Below are 17,112 nucleotides of genomic sequence, written 5' to 3' on the forward strand. Positions count from 1 at the left end.
TGCGTGAAAACTGCCGCAACTATGACACTAAGGCCTAGCGACTTCAAGCTTTGAACTGTGGGTAATCGACGACGTTCTGAGACTAGAAACCTTGTCTCAACTGGCACTACCAAGAACGAACAGCACCCGTATCGATATGAACAAAGTTACTGCCTGGATAATAACCCACGCCACCGGCTTTTAGGCTTAATGCAGCATCACGAACTGTTGAAAGCTTCACACCGTCTAAACGGAAATCAATGGCCTTTCCTTCCATGTGCATGCTCTTTTTCGCTACACGAGAAGACCCGTTGCGCAGCGAGGCATTAGTGGCAGGAGAACGGTAACCTGAAATGACGATCACCTCTGCTTCTGTACCAATTAACTTTTGAATTTGGCTTATTTGATCGAACAAGCGTCGATCCATGGGATGAACCTCATTTCGTCGATGGTCTCGACAAAACTCATTCAGCCTTTGAAGTTCATCATTAATGTATCGTTTTCCATCGAAATAGCATGTTTCGAGGATCTCTCCAGTATTAAGATTGTTCATCGCCAGCGCACGTGGCTCGTCAGGGAGTGAAGCCCAAGAAAATGATGGCAGGGCAGACGCCAACACCACACCACACCACCAGCGGTCATTTTAAGGAAATCTCGGCGGGAAAAGTTACGACTTACCATTTCAAAATACAGTGCTCAACAACTAGACAAGTCGTGGACATTAACCAAACACATTTGTCACGTCAAACGCATAAAACACTCCATCTTGATTTTCAGACGCAGTAATTATTGTTTAATTATTGAACGAAAAGAGAATTCTTCGTTTTGTAAATTTTCCTTAAAGATTTCAACTGCGGTGATCGTACTTATAGATATCATCACGGTAGTAAAGCGTTCCCTCTTCCAACCATGCTGTTTGATAAATGATGTGTACTTGAATGCGCTCTCCCAAAGGAACTGACGTGTTAGACCGACGAGAACTTTCTCGCTTTTTCGCTAAACGTTCTTCCAACCCCTGAGTTTTGAACAGAAGTTCTGCTAGCTGGTCTGCATGTTCTACACGAACACATCCTGAGCTGAATGCGCGTCTGTCCTGTTCAAACAAGTTCTTACTTGGCGTGTCATGCAAATAAATAGCTTGTGGGTTAGGCATATTGAACTTGTACAATCCCAGTGCATTTTGTAAGCCCGACGCCTGTCGCATACGATAAGGAAATGTTCTCGGATTCACCGTTGCCCAATTGATGGTTGTAGGGTCAATAATTTCGTTCGAAGTCCAAGACCGAATGATTTGAATGTTATGGTTAATCAAATACATCGGATTACGTTTTACTTTAGGAATAATGTCTTTAACCATGATAGTCCAAGGCACGTTCCAAGTTGGGTTGAGAATAACTGAATCCAGTGCTACCGACATGATGGGCGTTTTTCTTGATGCTCTCCCTACCACGACTTTAGACTCAAACAAGGGTTGACCGTCATGCCAATACGTGACTTCGTATCCAGGCACGTTAACAAAGACAACATTATCCCTTTCTTTCGACCAAATTCTTGAACGCTCAGAATTCAACGCCAACAGATGCAATCGCTCTTGAGGAGAAAAGTTGATCCATCGAATGGTATTCGGGCCGATAACGCCATCTTCTTTCAAACCATGAATACGCTGGAACTCTTTTATCGCAAGCTCTAATTGTTCGTCATATTCTTCAGTGACTAAATCCAAGTAAGAAACATCTACGCCTACGATCTCCATTCGCTCAATCAATAGGGGTCTGTTTTCCAATATATCGCCAACACGTGCTAGCCCAGTTTGTTGATAGGCAGGATATTGGTACTGAGAATGTTCCGATAGCGAAGAATAGGCGGAGTAGAAAGCATCATCTGTTTGTAATGGAGACCGGAGACTTGCCAAAAACTGACCAAGTTTGCCAACCGTAATCTCATTACTCAGAACCGATAAAGTATCGATGCTAGGAGCGGGTAACGTAACATGGGCTTTGTCTGTAAATAGCCAATTAATCCCTTCTTCGGGGAGTTGCTCAAGATAACTAAGGTACATCAAGAGTGAATCTGTCATCACTAAATCGAAGTCGAGATTATCTCCCTGCCACCTTACTTGGTTTATCCGGTGAAGTTGATTTTCGAATTCATCGGTGACATCCGCAAGTGCAACCAGGTTTACTTGAAAAAGAAACTGCTCAATATCACTTTCATTTTCCCAGTTCAAACGGTAATTGGTGCTTTGATACAGTTGATCAATCACCTCTGGATAATGGATCATTTTTTCTACAGACAGCTTTTGTACCGCTCCCTCTTGCTCGACTTGCGCTGAAGCTTCGAGAGAAACGACGGTGGAAAAGCTGCAAAACGGCACCAGAAGTGCCGTCATGATTAAAACCCTAGCAAACACTGAAATGATCCTTGCGCTACTTGCCATAATAAAAAGTATGGCAAATATCTCACAGCTTGCAGGTTTAAAATTAAGAATCTGATGCCGAAAACGACAACAAAACTCTCTATAAGTAATTACTCAATGATCTTTCTAGATAATTCTCGACCAATGGTTGTCCCATTGCACTCCGCTTGCGAAGGTACTTTTTGACTCCTCTGGTCTTTGCTCTACCACTTTTCCCGCCCCAGAGCTGACTCGGAACTCATCGCCATAGACCACAACACCAGAGGCGTCTGGTAACGCACTTAGCTCTACCAATTTGCCCGTAGATTTAGACCACATACCATAACAACTGCCCGGAGGGGAAGTGGCTAAGATCCATTCATCGGTTGCTGCAATACTCGCAACGTAGTGATTGAAACGCGCCCACTCTTCAGGCTCAGCTTGAAGATCTTGCATTTCACCACCACGCGTGTGCATGGCGATCAAGGCTGGATACTCGTCCGGCTCACCACGATATTGCTGACCACAAAGCACGGTTTCCGCACCATCATGAGCTAAATGGCGAATACTCAACTTATGATCCGGTAAAGACACTTGATCCAATAGCTCCCCTTCCTGTGAAAGGTAACTCAGACTCGGTCTCATGCTATCAAGATTGAGAGGTTCACGGCCGTTGGTGTGTACGCCACCGACGCCAATCGCTAATGCGCCATCAGGCATCATGATCACTTCATGAGGACCAAGACCAAAACCCGTTAACTCATCGATTTTTTGATATTGCTTCTGCACATCATAAACACCAATGATCCCACGACTTGTCCCCCTCTCCCCTTCTGTGGCAAATAGCAACGTGCCATCGTGGGAGTAAACGCCATGCCCATAGAAATGACGATTTGACTTTGCTAGTTGCAGTTTGATCATCTGCCCTGAGCGATAATCAAATACCATGAAGAAAGTACCTGGTCGACGACCAAAAACTACGGCGTGGCCTTGTTGGTTGGTTGCCACACCGTGACCACGCTCAGGAATCGGCAATGAAGATAGCGGCATACCATGCTCATCCGCCACCACCGCTGCATATTTATCTCGGCCAATGATAGAGCAGCCGATCAACGCAGGCTCACGTGAGCTTGTTGAAGAACAACCAAATGGCATCATAGGTGTAGCCGCCCCGAATAGAGCGGCTTTCAGCAAAGTTCGGCGGGTTTGATCAGTCACCATCGGTTGCATTAAATCCTATAACTACGCCAAGCTCGATCGCCACTTCTTCGTGAATCAGGTACTTCAATTGCTCTAGCTTGTTGTATTGAGCGAGCACCATGCGATAGCCTTCTTTTGTTTGTAGTGCAGCAAACAAGCTCTTATCCTCTGGCCAAGTTTCTAACGCCATTTCAAACTGATGAACGACACGGTCTGCGAGATCTGCATGGCCTTGCTCTCTAAGTAGCGCATCTAGACCATTCCCGTTAGCAAAGTACAACGCTTCCATCCCTTGAAGGTTGGCTTTTAAGTTTGAAAGCGAGGTCTCTGAACGCCACGATTCTGAGAAATACGGGCGAGGCTTACCAATCTTCGCTAGCGGTCGGCTCAACTTCTTCATGCTGTATTCAAGCTGATTCGAGAGCAGTGAAATGTACTCAGACTCCCATTCCGTCATCTCTAGCGATTTCCAAGGGTTCTCTGCCCAAGAATCCGCGATGATCTGCGCTTTGTTATCGAGGTTTTCTGCAATCGCTACGCCTGTCACACAGGTATTGCTGTTGCTAGATAAGGTCGACGCTTTATCGTAAAGCAGCCATTCCAGAGCCCCTAAACCTTGCACGGTGACACTTTGGGTGGAGATATCTTCTGCACTCCAAGCTTGATCAGATTTCGTCAGTACAGACATTTTACGACCAGTCGTGTTCTTTTTATCTGGCCAAAACTGAACATTCCAGCTTTGCTCCAATGCCGTAGCAGGGCCACGTTCTTGACCTTGTAATGCCATCCACGCAAGCATAGTTTGATGCCACTGCTGTTTTACTTGTGCATCATCTTTCGACTCTGATGCGCAGTAATCCGCGAAGCGCTGTTCAAGTTCTGTGGTTTGCGCTAAAAACGTCTGAGCTGATTGAAACTCGACCTCGTACACGCTTTGAGAAATATGGCTTGTACTCTCAGGCTTGGCAGAGCTCGAACCGATGGTCGATTGGCAACCAACCAAACTTAACGTTGCGGCAATCGCACTCACTAACAGTGTCTTTTTCATGGTTAGGTCCTTATAGAGAGTTCAGAAACGCAATGAGAGCATCACGTTCTTTTTTGTTCAGAGCTAAAACATTTTGTTTCGCAGTTTCAGCTTCGCCGCCGTGCCACAACACTGCTTCCATCAGGTTACGAGCTCGACCATCATGTAAGAAGTAAGTATGTCCGTTTACTTCTTCGGTATAACCAATGCCCCATAGCGGTGCTGTTCGCCACTCGCGGCCGTTTGCTTGATATTCCGGACGGTTATCGGCTAAGCCTTCACCCATGTCATGCAAAAGCATGTCGGTGTATGGGTGGATAAGCTGCTCAGAAAGCGCTGGTAACTCTGGTCGTTTCGCCGTTTTAACACTGGTCTTGTGGCAGCTTTCACAGCCAGACGCAGCAAAGATTTGCTGACCAAGTTTCACGTTAGGATCATTGACGTTACGGCGAATAGGTACGGCTAAGTGTTGGCTGTAAAACTCTACGAAGTCGAGAATATTTTCACTCACTTCAGGTTTGCCGCCATTTGGCATGTCGTCACAAATGCTTTGTTTCGAGGTACAGTTTTCATTTGGGAATAAATGGCTCGTAAGACCCACATCACCATTAAATGCTGCTGCATTTTGCTGCATTAGCGTCGGTTGTCCTGCTTTCCAGCCAAAGCGACCAATCGAGAAGTCGTCCTTCTCAATATCCCACACCTTATTTACTTTGCCTGAGATACCGTCTTTGTCGGCATCTTGTTCATCAGCCCAAGCAAGTAGCGTTTCGTCGGGAATACTCTCTAACAAACCAAGGCCGATCATTGGCGGTGCCACGCGTGCTGAGAACTCGGTATCTGGGTGCATATCGCCGTAACCCAGTTCGGTAATGTTCAAATGAGGTTTTCTTAGTGTCACCGTCGTACCGTCTTTAAATTTCACTGGGACATCGGTGTAAGTGATTTCGATTTTGCCTTCTGGCGTTTGATCCTGCAGGGCGAAATCTTGAAGCTGGCCACCATAAGTCGGCTCAGGTATGCCACCGTCTTTGATGTAGGCTTTCTTTTGTTCTGGCGTCATCGCAGGAATGCTTAAGCGCACTAACATAGACACGGCATGTAAATCATCTTTCTCTGGCGGATGACCACGACCGTCTTTGATGTGACAGTTCTGACAACCATTGGTGTTAAAAAGCGGACCTAGGCCATCACGAGCGTCTGTTGACGCTGGCGCTTGTACCCAAGGGTTGCGGAAAAAGCTGTTACCCACACTAAAATCTAGGCGTTTGCTCATCGGCAGGTTGGCAGCAGGAAGAGAATAGGCATTCGCGCCATCTTTTTTAACACTGGTTTTGCCACCAGACTTAACATCGTAAGCCATGGCAGAAGAAGAAAGGATCGCGGCTAGCGCAGAAATTAGGTATGGCTTCATATCATTGCTCTACATAGACAACAAGGGTGATAACAACGAGCTCAAACGGCAAAAGGGCTCACAAAGAGCCCTTATTTATTATGGTTTTCTTATTAAAACTCGTGGTCAGCAGTATCAGGGCTTAGGCTGTCGATGCCGACAATGTTTGCCGCTCGCTCAATCGCACCAGTTTGCGCTACCAACGACATGATGGTGTCGTTTACCAGCGCGTTGCCTTGTGCGTTACCCGCCGCAATAAGTTGGTCAAAATGCTGGTTATTCTTCTCTGCAGAAGTCACTAGCTCACCAACTTGGCTAAGTGTTGTATCAAACTGCTTTTGAATGTCGGTCGCGGCTTTCTTATCTTTTTGAGCAACAAGATCAGCAATACTTGGACCAGATAGCTCTTTGCCGTTTACACCTTTGTATGTACCTGTGTAAACGTTGTAGATGCCTTGCTCGTTGTAGTAGTGAGAATTATGCGTGTTGTCTGAGAAACAATCGTGCTCGTCTTCAGTTGAGTTCGCTTCTAGTGCCACTTTCATGCGCTCACCCGCTAGCTCACCTAGAGAAAGAGAACCCATGCCGAATAGCATCTTACGTAGACCATTGTCCGCTGAGTCGTTCAGTAGCTCTTCACGGTAGTTACCTTTTACTTCAGCAGACCACTGCTTTTCCATCCACTCAAGGTCTTGAACCAGTAGATCAGCGGCTGCTTTTAGGTACTCTCCACGACGCTCACAATGGCTATTCGTACACTCAGAACCCACAACGAAATCAGTGTAAGCACGTTGACCTGCACCCGCGTTAGTACCGTTTAGGTCTTGACCCCAAAGTAAGAATTCAATCGCGTGGTAACCTGATGCAACGTTTGCCTCAGAACCGCCTACTTCGTTTAGATCCGCTAGCAATTCTGGAGTGATTTTTGAAACGTCCAGTTTAGAAGCACCGATCTGTAGGCTAGTGTTCGCGATGATGTTGGCAGCAGCGCCCTCGTTACCCAATTCGTATTGGTAATCAGCCGCTACGTAGTCAATCAAACCTTCATCAAGTGGCCATGCGTTCAGCTGACCTTCCCAATCATCAACAATCGCGTTACCAAAACGGAAAACTTCAGACTGTTGGTAAGGCACGCGAGAATCTAGCCAAGCTTGTTTTACTTCTTCAAGCTTTTTCGCTGATGGTGATTGTAGAAATTCGTCGATTTTCACATCAAGCGCTTTCGCTGTTGTTACTGAATCAGCAAATACAGCATGGGCAACGTCCGCGTAATGTTCGACTACTTGTTGTTTAGTTACTGTGGCAGCAACGGTAGAACCACTGGCAATGAGGAGTGATGCAGCAATAGATTGGACTAAAACTTTTTTTGCATTCATCTGAAGCATCCTTGTTGAGCTTTTCAATTATCGTATTGGTAGTGCTAATTATTCTTATTTGCACTTTAGTCTCGAGATAATACAAATTTACAATTTATTTGCAACTCCAGATACAAAAAAACCTCATAAAAATGAGGTTTTTCACAGACTTTATTGTCAGTTTTATCTTTAGGATTAAACCTTTAGGTCATGTTTTCCGTGAGAGACTTTTGCCTTCAGATAATTTTCGTTGCCATCTTTGATATGTGCAGAGGTATTGACAACCTCGCCAATTTCAATTCCGTACTCAGATAACTCACGAATTTTCTTAGGGTTGTTCGTCACGAGGCGGATCTTATTCACGCCTAAAGCTTCTAGCATTTGTGCTGCTTCTGTGAAATCACGCAGGTCATCATCAAAGCCCAAATGGTTGTTAGCTTCGTACGTGTTCATGCCCTGGCTTTGTAAGCGGTATGCATCGATCTTATTGTACAAACCAATACCACGACCTTCCTGACGGAGATACAAGATGATACCACCGGACTCGCCCATGCGATTGATCGTCTCTTCTAGTTGCTCACCACAGTCACAGCGTGAAGAGTGGAACACATCGCCTGTCAAACACTCAGAGTGCATACGAACTAAAGGCATGTCCTGAGTTTGGTCCGCTTGTTTAAAGATAATAGCAACATGCTCTTTGTCTGTCTTCAGACCATGGAAAGACAGAATTTCGGCATCAATGTTACTTTTTGCCCCGACTTTAAAATCTACTCTGGCACGTACTTCCGCCATATCTATACTCACTCGATTTATTGCTTGATGCGCTTGATGCGTTTTCGTTATTGCATTCATGGGATTTACTCGTTGCTCTTCAACTATGGGGACTGATACCGCATTTTGCAATATAGAGATCACAATTGAGGGCAGTTATCCACTCAAGACAGTAAAAGAGAACCACTCTCCAACTGAACAATTGTTATATTATAACAATTTAAAAAAACTACAATAAAAAACCCCAGACAAATTTTGTCTGGGGTTTCAAGAAGGTCGTTTGGTCTATCTTTTAATGGGTCTGACTGCGCTTCCAAACGGCGAGTTCAATCCAAACTGCTTCGAGTTCTTGGATTTCCTCGTCGGTCAACACGGCGAGCGTTGAAGTAACTTGAGGCAGGTTCGGTGATTGCAATGCACGAATCTGCGAATAGAAGTCTTTTTTAAGTTGTAATATAACTGAATCCACTGCGTGCACCTATTTCGTTCTTTTATTACTTATCCAGCTCAAAATTTTTATTTTCTTTATACTGGAAACTTCATAAATTCGGAAAAATGATAACATTCTGCTTGTTAAGTGCACAATTTATTTTTAATAGTGGAATAACGGTCACATTAATTACGCTTCACCATTCGGATCGAATATAAGACAAAAAAGATCAAAAATAGCACAGGAAAGATCCACAACAGCGCCGTGGAATAATTTAATGGTGGTTGATACAGAACAATATTCCCATAACGAGCAACTAGATAGTCCTTTATTTCTTGATCTGAGCTGCCTTCATTGGCCATCGTATACACTTTCAACCTCAGGTCTTTAGCCGCTTGTGCATTAGACTCGACAAGGTTTTGGTTTTGACACTGCGGGCAGCGTAATGTCTTGGCTAACGAGGTTGCACGCTGTTGCACTTCAACAGAATGAAATTCAAACAGATCAACATTCTGTTCTATATCCGCACTTCTCGTGAAAGGAGAAAATAGTATAAATAGGATTAAAGTGAGGAGAAGATTATTAAATCGAAACATTCAAGTATCCTGAAAATATATCGTTCCATTTATCTGCCGTTAGCTCTCCACGATATTTGATCAATATACGACCATTTGGATCAATCAAGTAAGTTTCCGGCGTTCCGATAACACCTAGCTCCACAGCGAGCTTTCCATTAGGGTCACTAATTACTTCAATATATGGATTTCGTTTAGAGCTCAAATATTCACGAGCGGCTTGTTTTTGATCTCTATAATTCAGCCCAATAATAGGCACACCGAGTTCTGCTAACTGCAATAATTCTTCATGCTCTCGTTTGCATACTCCGCACCAAGATGCCCAAACATTCAATAATTTATATCCGTCGCTTTTGAACAACTGCTCAGAAACCATGTCATCAGAGATCAGAGAAGTAGAGCGAAAATTAGGTGTCTCTAAATTTCGTTGTGGGGACAATTCAACATGTGGTCGCTCAGACAAAGCCACCGAAGTTACTACAGCAAACACGGCAACAGCCACAAACAGACCTGCGAGTTTAAGCGTATTTCTCGATCGCATTGATAGCCTCTCTCCTTTTCTTTAGGCCGGTTAATAGCGCACCAAACACAGCTAGTAGCCCGCCAGACCATATCCACCAAATACCTGCGCGGTACTGAACTTTAATCGCATAAGCATGAGTATCGACTTTGTCACCCAATGTCACGTAATAATCGCCATGCCATAGTGAACGAATCGCAGGCTCGGTCATATTCATCACTCGCACAGGATAATGACGCTTTTGCGGGTTGAAATTGAGCATGCGGCCATCTCCCAAGTGCAAGGTGATCTGTCCTTGTTCCGCGGTGTAGTTTGGCCCCACCAGCCATTCGATACCATGATAATCGATAGTGATCCCCGCCCTTTGTTGAGAACTGCCGGGTTCGACACGTAAATTGTGTTCATATGAGTAGTGACTGTTGAATACAGCTCCACTCACCGCCAGCGCAAAACCGATATGTGCCATCACGATTGGCATGAGTTTGCGCTTATTGGAACAACGAAACAGCATAACGAGATGCGCCACAATCACCCAAGTAGCCAACGTTATGGTTAGCAATACTTCGAAATGCAGTGCGTGCACTAAGAAGATAAACCCGATCCCAGAGACAAGAGATAACGCAATACTGATCGCGATATCAGTGCTTCCACTCGGCACTGCGCCTTTTGTCCATTTCAGCACTGGCATGAATGCTAAGGCAATCAGAGCCAGTATGCTTAATGGAAAGGTCAGACTATTAAAGTAAGGTGCGCCAACCGAAATGTTCCCTAAACCGAGCAGTTGATAAACCATCGGATAAAAAGTGCCAAGAAAAACGATGGCAGTCGCAATAACCAGCAGCCCTTTGGCGATATAAGCAGTGTAAGCTCGGCTCGCTAGAGATTGAAGTTTGAAACGAGGGAGTTGTTCTCCTCGCAAAATCAGTACGCCAAAAGTGATAATGACAAGCAAGCTCAATACACCAATCAGCACCAAACCTTTAGTTGGGTCCACCGCAAAAGCGTGCACTGAAGTCAGCACGCCAGAGCGCACCACGAATGTCCCTAAAATGCTTAGGCTGAACGTAGCAAACGCCAGTGCATAGGTACTCCAAATTGCGCCTCTGTTACGTGTTGCGACAACACCGCTGTGCAACAAAGCAGTACCAGTAAGCCAAGGGAGTAGAGAAGCGTTCTCCACAGGGTCCCAAAACCACCAGCCGCCCCACCCTAGCTCATTGTACGCCCACCATGATCCCACCAAGATACCCAACTTGAGCGTTCCCCATGCAAAAAACGCTGCGCTTCGAGCAACCACATACCAATCGCTCATCGGTTGTTTACCCAATAGGGCTGCTAATGCAAAAGCTAATATTGCTGCGTAACCGACATAACCGAGATAAAGCAATGGTGGATGAATGATAAGCCCAACATCTTGCAACATTGGGTTTAGATCTCGTCCTTCCGACGCCAATACTTGGGCATACTCGAACGGGTTAGAGGTCATTAACGTGAACCAAGCAAATGTCGCAATAAGAACGTTCATGATTCCTAAACAGTCACAAGTATATTGGGCGTTGAGCGGTGACTTAAATGCAATAAACGACGCCCATAAACTCAAGGTGACGACCCAAAACAACATGGAGCCTTGGTGCCCACCCCAAGCGGCAGCAATTTTGAACGCCACGGGAAGTTGACTGTTGGAATGCGTAACAACATATTCCAACGCGAAGTTGTCTTGCACGAAGCAGACGATCAGAAGTGCTAAACAAATGATGGAAGCTAAGCTAATCATGTGGGACATCGCGACTTGATGCGGCAATGTCGCCTTCTTACCCAAAGCAAGACGTAGCCAATGCAGCAACGATGCACAAGTCGATGTTACAGCCACCAATATCAGTAAGAAGAACCCTAGCTCAGCTTCCATTTATCCCCCTTACACTACGGTCATTTGACCGGCATAGAGAATGAAAGTACGCAGCATAAGTACGCCAACCAAGCTCAACGTCGTGACCACAAAAACGTAACTGCCTTTGTGGCGCACTTCAGAAGGCGTCAACCAATTGAGAGTCAAAGGCGTTATCATGCCGATGAACACTACCCCACCCCAGAACCATTGAGCCCAGAATCCACTCGAAATAGCATTCCAAGCCGCGACTTCGTTCTGACCACCGCTGAAGATCAGTCCAGTAAAGAAAGTCACTAAGACAAACAGCTCAAACAATACTACTGGGCGTTCAAATCCGTGTACCCAAGACACACTTGGGCTGCTAGTCGACTCTTTAAACACCAAGATGCCGAACATCAAGCATGCTGCTGCGCCCGAGGACAAACTAGAGAACAGGAACAAGATTGGCAGTACTGGATTGTTTAGCATTGGGTAAGTCTTCAACGCAGACAATAGAAAGCCAGTGTACGCTGCAAGCACGATGGCTAAGAAGCCCAAGAACAATTCAATGGCGTTGTTGGCTTTCCCCGCCTTAATCAAAATGCCATCGGCAAAATCCAGCAGTTTGCTTGGTAACTTCCCTTCACAGAAGCTGATGATTTGATGGCGGAAGATAACGCCAATCCAAGCAAACAACACGATCATGTACACTTGGAACAAGATCACGCCCATCGACATCACAGACGTTGGGTTGTAGTAGATCATGATCTTCCAAAACTCTAAAGGCTTGGTTAAATGGAAAATCAAAATTACCAACCCAGCAATGATGCCAAATGGTGCGAGCCAAGCCATCGCTTTCATGATGCCGTTTTTTGCGGGATCACCTTCAATCACTTTGCGTTTTAAATAGATTGAAATCATCACCGCACCCGCTGACATCCCAGCAAGGAATAAGTAAATCGCGATGATCCAATCCCAGACTAACGAGTCAAAGTGGAATACACTTTCGAAGCCGTTCATGATGACACCTCCCCTTTGCTATGCGGAATTTTGTACAGTTTAGGTTGCGTACCTAAATGCGATTTATCGCGATAGACAACATGGCTTTCGATAGCTTTGCTCACCTCGCTAGTTGGGTCATTCAAATCACCAAAGATGAGTGCTTTTGTTGGGCAAGATTCCACGCAAGCTGGCTGCTTACCTTGCGCTAGGTTGGTATCACGGCAGAAGTTACATTTATCCGCAGAGTGATCGACTGGATTAAAGAAGCGCACTTGGTAAGGGCAAGCAGCAAGGCAATAACCACATCCGACACATTTCTCTTTGTGTACATCCACGATGCCGGTCGCTTCATCTTTGTATGCAGCGCCTGTTGGACAAACGTATACACATGGAGGGTTATCACAGTGTTGACAGGATTCGCGAGTAAACTGGTATTCCACATCTGGAAATTCGCCAATCGGTTCACTGCGATGAATTTTAAGTCGCGTTACGCCTTCAGGGACTTTATTTACTTCGCGACAAGCATCGGTACAAGCGGTACAGCCAATGCAGGCATTTTCATCATGAACCATACCCATGCGTTTCGCTTGTTCACGGTTGCTGGCATAAAGAGAGGAGCTAACAACGGAAGTGCCTGCAACGCCTGTAGTTAAAATCAACGCGCCGCTGCCGGCTAAAAAGTTTCTTCTCGAACATTTCATGCTATCTCTCCTCTTCTTTGGCAAGTTCAGGTTCGACGGCAAATTCAGAGTGACAATCCACACACTGCTTGATCAGTTGTTTTCTGTCGTACGACAACGCTTTGGTTTTCGCTGCGTGTACATCGTGGCAATTTGAACAAGTGAGGTTTTTGGCGTGCACATCGTGCGTCCAGTGGCTTTCTCTCAGTTGTGTCGGTGCATGGCAATCCACACATTGGCTGTTGGCTTTAAGAATCATACTTGGATCAAGGAACACTTTGTCGTGTACCTCTTTCGATTGCGCGGCAGAAAACTTAATTACATCAGGCGCGCCCTCACGATGGTCGGGACCAATGTTGCTATGGCAATTGGTGCAATTAAGTTGCTTCCCTTGGCTGAGTAGAGCTTGCGGGTCATGCGAAAGGTTCAGAGTCTCTTTTGCATCCTTATGACATTGCAGACACTTGTAGTCACGGTCACGGATCAACTCGACTTGATGACGCTCAGCTTGAGCACCTTCAATCGGCTCTGAAGAAGTCGCATGGGCGGCGATGGAGAAACCATAGATGGCAAAGACGAAGAGAAGTTTCAGCATTGTCTCTATGGTCAATTTTATATTGCCCATATTGTTCTTTCCTTAGCTCGATAATAATTGATAACTATTCTCAATTATTTATTTGAGCGACAATTAATTTCCTCTGAAGATATTTTTTAGATCTTCAAATGACATCAATTCTTATTTCGGAAAGCCACAACGCTAAACCTATATTTATAATACCTCTATTATTCATAAGGGGTAGAAACGCCTGCTCAAAAAGCGAACTAAATCACCCTATTTTTAAAAAGGTTAAAAACCCAAAGCATTGCAGAACAATGACTTAACAACTACTACTTTAGGGGTATATGAATTCAAACATGACTGAGATCACTGGTGTAAATTGATCTAAAACAAGACAAGATTCACTCACTATTTCATCTATCCAATTAAGCAATATTATTAATCGTAGATCTCCAGTTCTTATTTGGAATAGCTCCTCACAACGCTGCTAATAAAAACGAATATGGAGATAACACTGTGAGCATAAAACACTGGATGAGCGCACCTATTGCGGTTGCGACCTTATTCGCCAGCCAATTATTTTTGGTTGACGCTCCGTTAGCGGCAGAAGAGAAGGATTTTATCGATCCTCGTAACGATGTCTTTGAACAGAACCACCCTGATCAATACCATTCTTGGAAAGCAACATCCGAAAGTGAGCACATTGAAGATGCTCTAAGTGAAGACCCAAACATGGTTATCCTGTGGGCAGGTTATGGCTTCGCGAAAGACTACAACAAAGCGCGCGGTCACTTTTACGCACTTGATGATGTTCGCCAAACCTTACGTACCGGCGCACCAACCGACGAGAAGTCCGGGCCTATGCCGATGGCGTGCTGGAGCTGTAAAAGCCCAGACGTTGCTCGCGTGATTGATGAACGTGGTGAAGACGGTTATTTCGAAGGTAAATGGGCACGCTTAGGCTCAGAAATCGTCAACCCTATCGGTTGTTCCGATTGCCACAACACAGGCTCTGAAGCCTTCAAGAAAGGCGAACCTGCGCTAGCACTGACTCGCCCATACGTCGAGCGTGCTTTTGATACTATTGGTAAAAACTTTGATGAACAGTCTCGCCTAGATAAGCAAGCATCGGTCTGCGCTCAATGTCACGTTGAATACTACTTCACCGGCCCAACTAAAGCGGTTAAATTCCCATGGGATATGGGCACCACCGTTAATGACATGGAGAAATACTACGACGCGTTGAATTTCAAAGATTGGACGCATGCCGTATCTAAAGCGCCGATGCTAAAAGCACAACACCCGGGTTTCGAAACTTGGAGAGCGGGTATTCATGGTAAAAACAAAGTGGTGTGTGTGGACTGCCACATGCCTAAAGTGACCAAAGAAGACGGTACGGTGTACACAGACCACAAAGTGGGTAACCCATTTGATCGTTTTGAAGACACCTGTGCGCAATGCCATACCCAAACTAAAGAGCAGCTACAAGGCATCGTCTCGACTCGCAAAGCGCAAGTACTGAACATGAAGCTAACCGCCGAGAAGCAAATCGTAGCGGCACACTTTGAAGCAGGCGCAGCGTGGAAAGCAGGTGCAACAGAAGCAGAGATGGAATCTATCCTACAAGATATTCGCCATGCACAATGGCGTTGGGACTACGCGATTGCTTCTCACGGTGTCCACATGCATGCTCCTGAGATAGCACTTGAAGTACTAGGTACTGCAGTTGATCGCGCTGCTGACGCCCGTACCAAATTGGTTCGTTTACTGGCAACCAAAGGCATTACTGATCCTGTTCAAATTCCAGATATCTCGACCAAAGCGAAAGCACAACAAGCACTGGGCATGGATATGGAAAAGATGAACGCAGATAAGAAACACTTCCTAGAAACGGTGGCACCAGAATGGGATAAAGCAGCGGCTGAACGCGAAGCCACGTATTAGTCTAACTGGCAACGGTTAACTTATAGATACAACAAGGGGCGTACTGAACGCCCCTTTTCTTTCTTTATTATCTTTATCTCTTCATCCTGATTCTATCGAGAGACAAAAATCGAATGTACTAGCGACGAGGAAGCCTAGGTCTAGGTTGAATATTTGGACGTGCTTTAGGTATCTGCACATTTGGACGAGCAACTGGACGCTGGATCTTCGTTTCCGGTAATGCTTTTCTTTGTTGAACCTTTTCTTTTACCGCTTTGTCTTGTAAAGCCGCTGGCTCAATACGCTCCGGACGATTCTCCCACTTGGTTTGAATCTCTTGCTTTTGCTCGTCTGGCAGTGATTGCCAATGATCGTCGAGTTGGCGTTTCATGTTATCGATATTGGCGGACATATCATCGTCTTTCCAATCTTCGACTTTGTCTTTGATGGATTGCTGTTGGTCTTCATCTAAACCATTCCACCACTCTTCCAGTTTCTCTTTGTATTCATCGTCGTTATCGCAACAGCCCGGATAGTAATAAATCCAGTAGTCGTCATGATCGTACCACCACGGGTCGTAGTAACCCGATGAATAATAAACCGTAGAGGAAGAGCCAGAATGATCGGAAGAGCTACAACCCGCCAGCACAGAGCCGCACAGCAAAACCAATATGCTTAGTGCTTTATTTTTCATTCGTTGCCCACCTTTCCCTCTATTGCTTGTTAAATTGTACGCTTACAACAGCTCTTTTGCTTTGTTAATAGAGTTAATGATTTGCACCCTATCTAAATTTGGATCATCAGAATCTAATAATAGTACCCAGGCATCAATCGCTTCCTGAAATCGGAATGACAGAAAATGATCATTTGCGATCAAAGACAAAGCGGCTTCATTGTGCGGTTCTATCTGCAAAGCTTGCTCCAAAAGCAAGCTAACTTCTTGCGTCATTGATTGCTGGTGAATGTAGTACAAGGTCGTCGCTTTTGCGGCAAGTTGCGTGGCACTGACTGGCTCAGTCAGCTGGATCGCGTAATCAAAACAAATCAGCGCGCCATCAAATTCCCCCTCTAGCAGGTAGCCCTGCCCGAGTTGGAACCACAATTCAGCGTTGTTCGGATCTTCACGCAACTGGTCTTGAATCTCTTTCATGATGTCACGAGCAGTCATCATTCGTGACATTTCCGCTTGTATTGGTTTAGGCGGAGTTTGATGCAGCAATAAGAAACTGGCACTCGTCACGACAAGTACTAACAGGCAAAAGCCAAACCATTGAGCAGGTTTAACTTTTGATGCACTCAGTGATAAGAGTACGATAAACAGCCCCATCAGAGTGATGGCAGCGAAAAACCAAACAGACATAACACGTCCTGTAAACAAAGATAACGTCAGTGTACGCATTTCTTACTTTAAATGCGTTGATACAGATACAAAAAAG

16 protein-coding genes and 1 pseudogene are annotated in these 17,112 nt (G+C 45.3%); 1 reads left to right on the forward strand and 16 read right to left on the reverse strand.

Annotated features, from left to right (window positions below; genetic code table 11):
• Positions 1–106: 106 nt before the first annotated feature.
• The 14 genes and pseudogenes from R7Q48_RS06865 to nrfB all read right to left on the reverse strand — a co-directional run bounded on the left by R7Q48_RS06865 (position 107) and on the right by nrfB (position 13,819).
• Positions 107–660, reverse strand: a pseudogene (locus tag R7Q48_RS06865) (DUF882 domain-containing protein).
• A gap of 166 nt (positions 661–826) precedes the next feature.
• A complete protein-coding gene (locus R7Q48_RS06870; protein WP_005376852.1) occupies positions 827–2,368 on the reverse strand; it encodes a L,D-transpeptidase family protein in 1,542 nt (513 codons plus the stop codon).
• A 153-nt stretch (positions 2,369–2,521) separates the two neighbouring features.
• On the reverse strand, positions 2,522–3,604 hold the full coding sequence (locus R7Q48_RS06875; protein ID WP_256902908.1) for a DUF1513 domain-containing protein: 1,083 nt from the start codon (positions 3,602–3,604) through the stop codon (positions 2,522–2,524).
• A complete protein-coding gene (locus R7Q48_RS06880) occupies positions 3,585–4,622 on the reverse strand; it encodes an imelysin family protein (RefSeq protein ID WP_033905647.1) in 1,038 nt (345 codons plus the stop codon). The genes R7Q48_RS06875 and R7Q48_RS06880 overlap by 20 nt, the downstream gene beginning before the upstream one ends.
• A gap of 10 nt (positions 4,623–4,632) precedes the next feature.
• Entirely contained in the window at positions 4,633–6,015 is a 1,383-nt protein-coding gene (locus R7Q48_RS06885; RefSeq protein ID WP_226083566.1) for a di-heme oxidoredictase family protein, read from the reverse strand.
• Positions 6,016–6,107: 92 nt separating this feature from the next.
• Positions 6,108–7,370, reverse strand: coding sequence for an imelysin family protein (locus tag R7Q48_RS06890; RefSeq protein ID WP_256902909.1), 1,263 nt, complete (start codon positions 7,368–7,370; stop codon positions 6,108–6,110).
• 174 nt (positions 7,371–7,544) lie between these two features.
• Complete coding sequence (locus R7Q48_RS06895; protein ID WP_025767283.1) at positions 7,545–8,141, reverse strand: GTP cyclohydrolase II; 597 nt, start codon at positions 8,139–8,141, stop codon at positions 7,545–7,547.
• A gap of 271 nt (positions 8,142–8,412) precedes the next feature.
• A complete protein-coding gene (locus tag R7Q48_RS06900) occupies positions 8,413–8,589 on the reverse strand; it encodes a hypothetical protein (protein ID WP_020480909.1) in 177 nt (58 codons plus the stop codon).
• A gap of 146 nt (positions 8,590–8,735) precedes the next feature.
• Positions 8,736–9,146: a heme lyase NrfEFG subunit NrfF gene (nrfF, locus tag R7Q48_RS06905; protein ID WP_025767282.1), complete on the reverse strand. Its 411-nt coding sequence runs from the start codon at positions 9,144–9,146 to the stop codon at positions 8,736–8,738.
• A complete protein-coding gene (locus R7Q48_RS06910) occupies positions 9,133–9,666 on the reverse strand; it encodes a DsbE family thiol:disulfide interchange protein (protein WP_256902910.1) in 534 nt (177 codons plus the stop codon). Before R7Q48_RS06910 ends, nrfF begins: the two co-directional genes overlap by 14 nt.
• Positions 9,644–11,551 carry a heme lyase NrfEFG subunit NrfE gene (locus R7Q48_RS06915; RefSeq protein WP_318132218.1) on the reverse strand — a complete coding sequence of 636 codons (1,908 nt, stop codon included), beginning with the start codon at positions 11,549–11,551 and terminating at the stop codon, positions 9,644–9,646. Before R7Q48_RS06915 ends, R7Q48_RS06910 begins: the two co-directional genes overlap by 23 nt.
• Before the next feature lie 9 nt (positions 11,552–11,560).
• The gene (nrfD, locus tag R7Q48_RS06920) at positions 11,561–12,532 is read right to left on the reverse strand and encodes a cytochrome c nitrite reductase subunit NrfD (RefSeq protein ID WP_213960502.1); all 972 of its coding nucleotides are present in this window, start codon (positions 12,530–12,532) and stop codon (positions 11,561–11,563) included.
• Entirely contained in the window at positions 12,529–13,215 is a 687-nt protein-coding gene (gene nrfC / locus R7Q48_RS06925) for a cytochrome c nitrite reductase Fe-S protein (protein ID WP_086046905.1), read from the reverse strand. The genes nrfD and nrfC overlap by 4 nt, the downstream gene beginning before the upstream one ends.
• 1 nt (position 13,216) lies before the next feature.
• Positions 13,217–13,819: a cytochrome c nitrite reductase pentaheme subunit gene (nrfB, locus tag R7Q48_RS06930; RefSeq protein ID WP_009706898.1), complete on the reverse strand. Its 603-nt coding sequence runs from the start codon at positions 13,817–13,819 to the stop codon at positions 13,217–13,219.
• Between the two features lie 450 nt (positions 13,820–14,269).
• Here nrfB and nrfA point away from each other — a divergent pair, with 450 nt between their 5' ends.
• Positions 14,270–15,697 (forward strand): ammonia-forming nitrite reductase cytochrome c552 subunit, encoded by a 1,428-nt coding sequence (gene nrfA / locus R7Q48_RS06935; RefSeq protein WP_256902912.1) that lies wholly within the window; start codon positions 14,270–14,272, stop codon positions 15,695–15,697.
• Positions 15,698–15,815: 118 nt separating this feature from the next.
• Here the strand turns inward: nrfA and R7Q48_RS06940 are convergent, their stop codons facing one another.
• Together R7Q48_RS06940 and R7Q48_RS06945 are read right to left on the reverse strand one after the other, a co-directional pair.
• A complete protein-coding gene (locus tag R7Q48_RS06940; protein WP_213971098.1) occupies positions 15,816–16,370 on the reverse strand; it encodes a hypothetical protein in 555 nt (184 codons plus the stop codon).
• A gap of 42 nt (positions 16,371–16,412) precedes the next feature.
• Positions 16,413–17,036 carry a tetratricopeptide repeat protein gene (locus R7Q48_RS06945; RefSeq protein ID WP_165401636.1) on the reverse strand — a complete coding sequence of 208 codons (624 nt, stop codon included), beginning with the start codon at positions 17,034–17,036 and terminating at the stop codon, positions 16,413–16,415.
• Between the last annotated feature and the right edge of the window lie 76 nt (positions 17,037–17,112).

This window comes from Vibrio sp. 378, assembly GCF_033339435.1.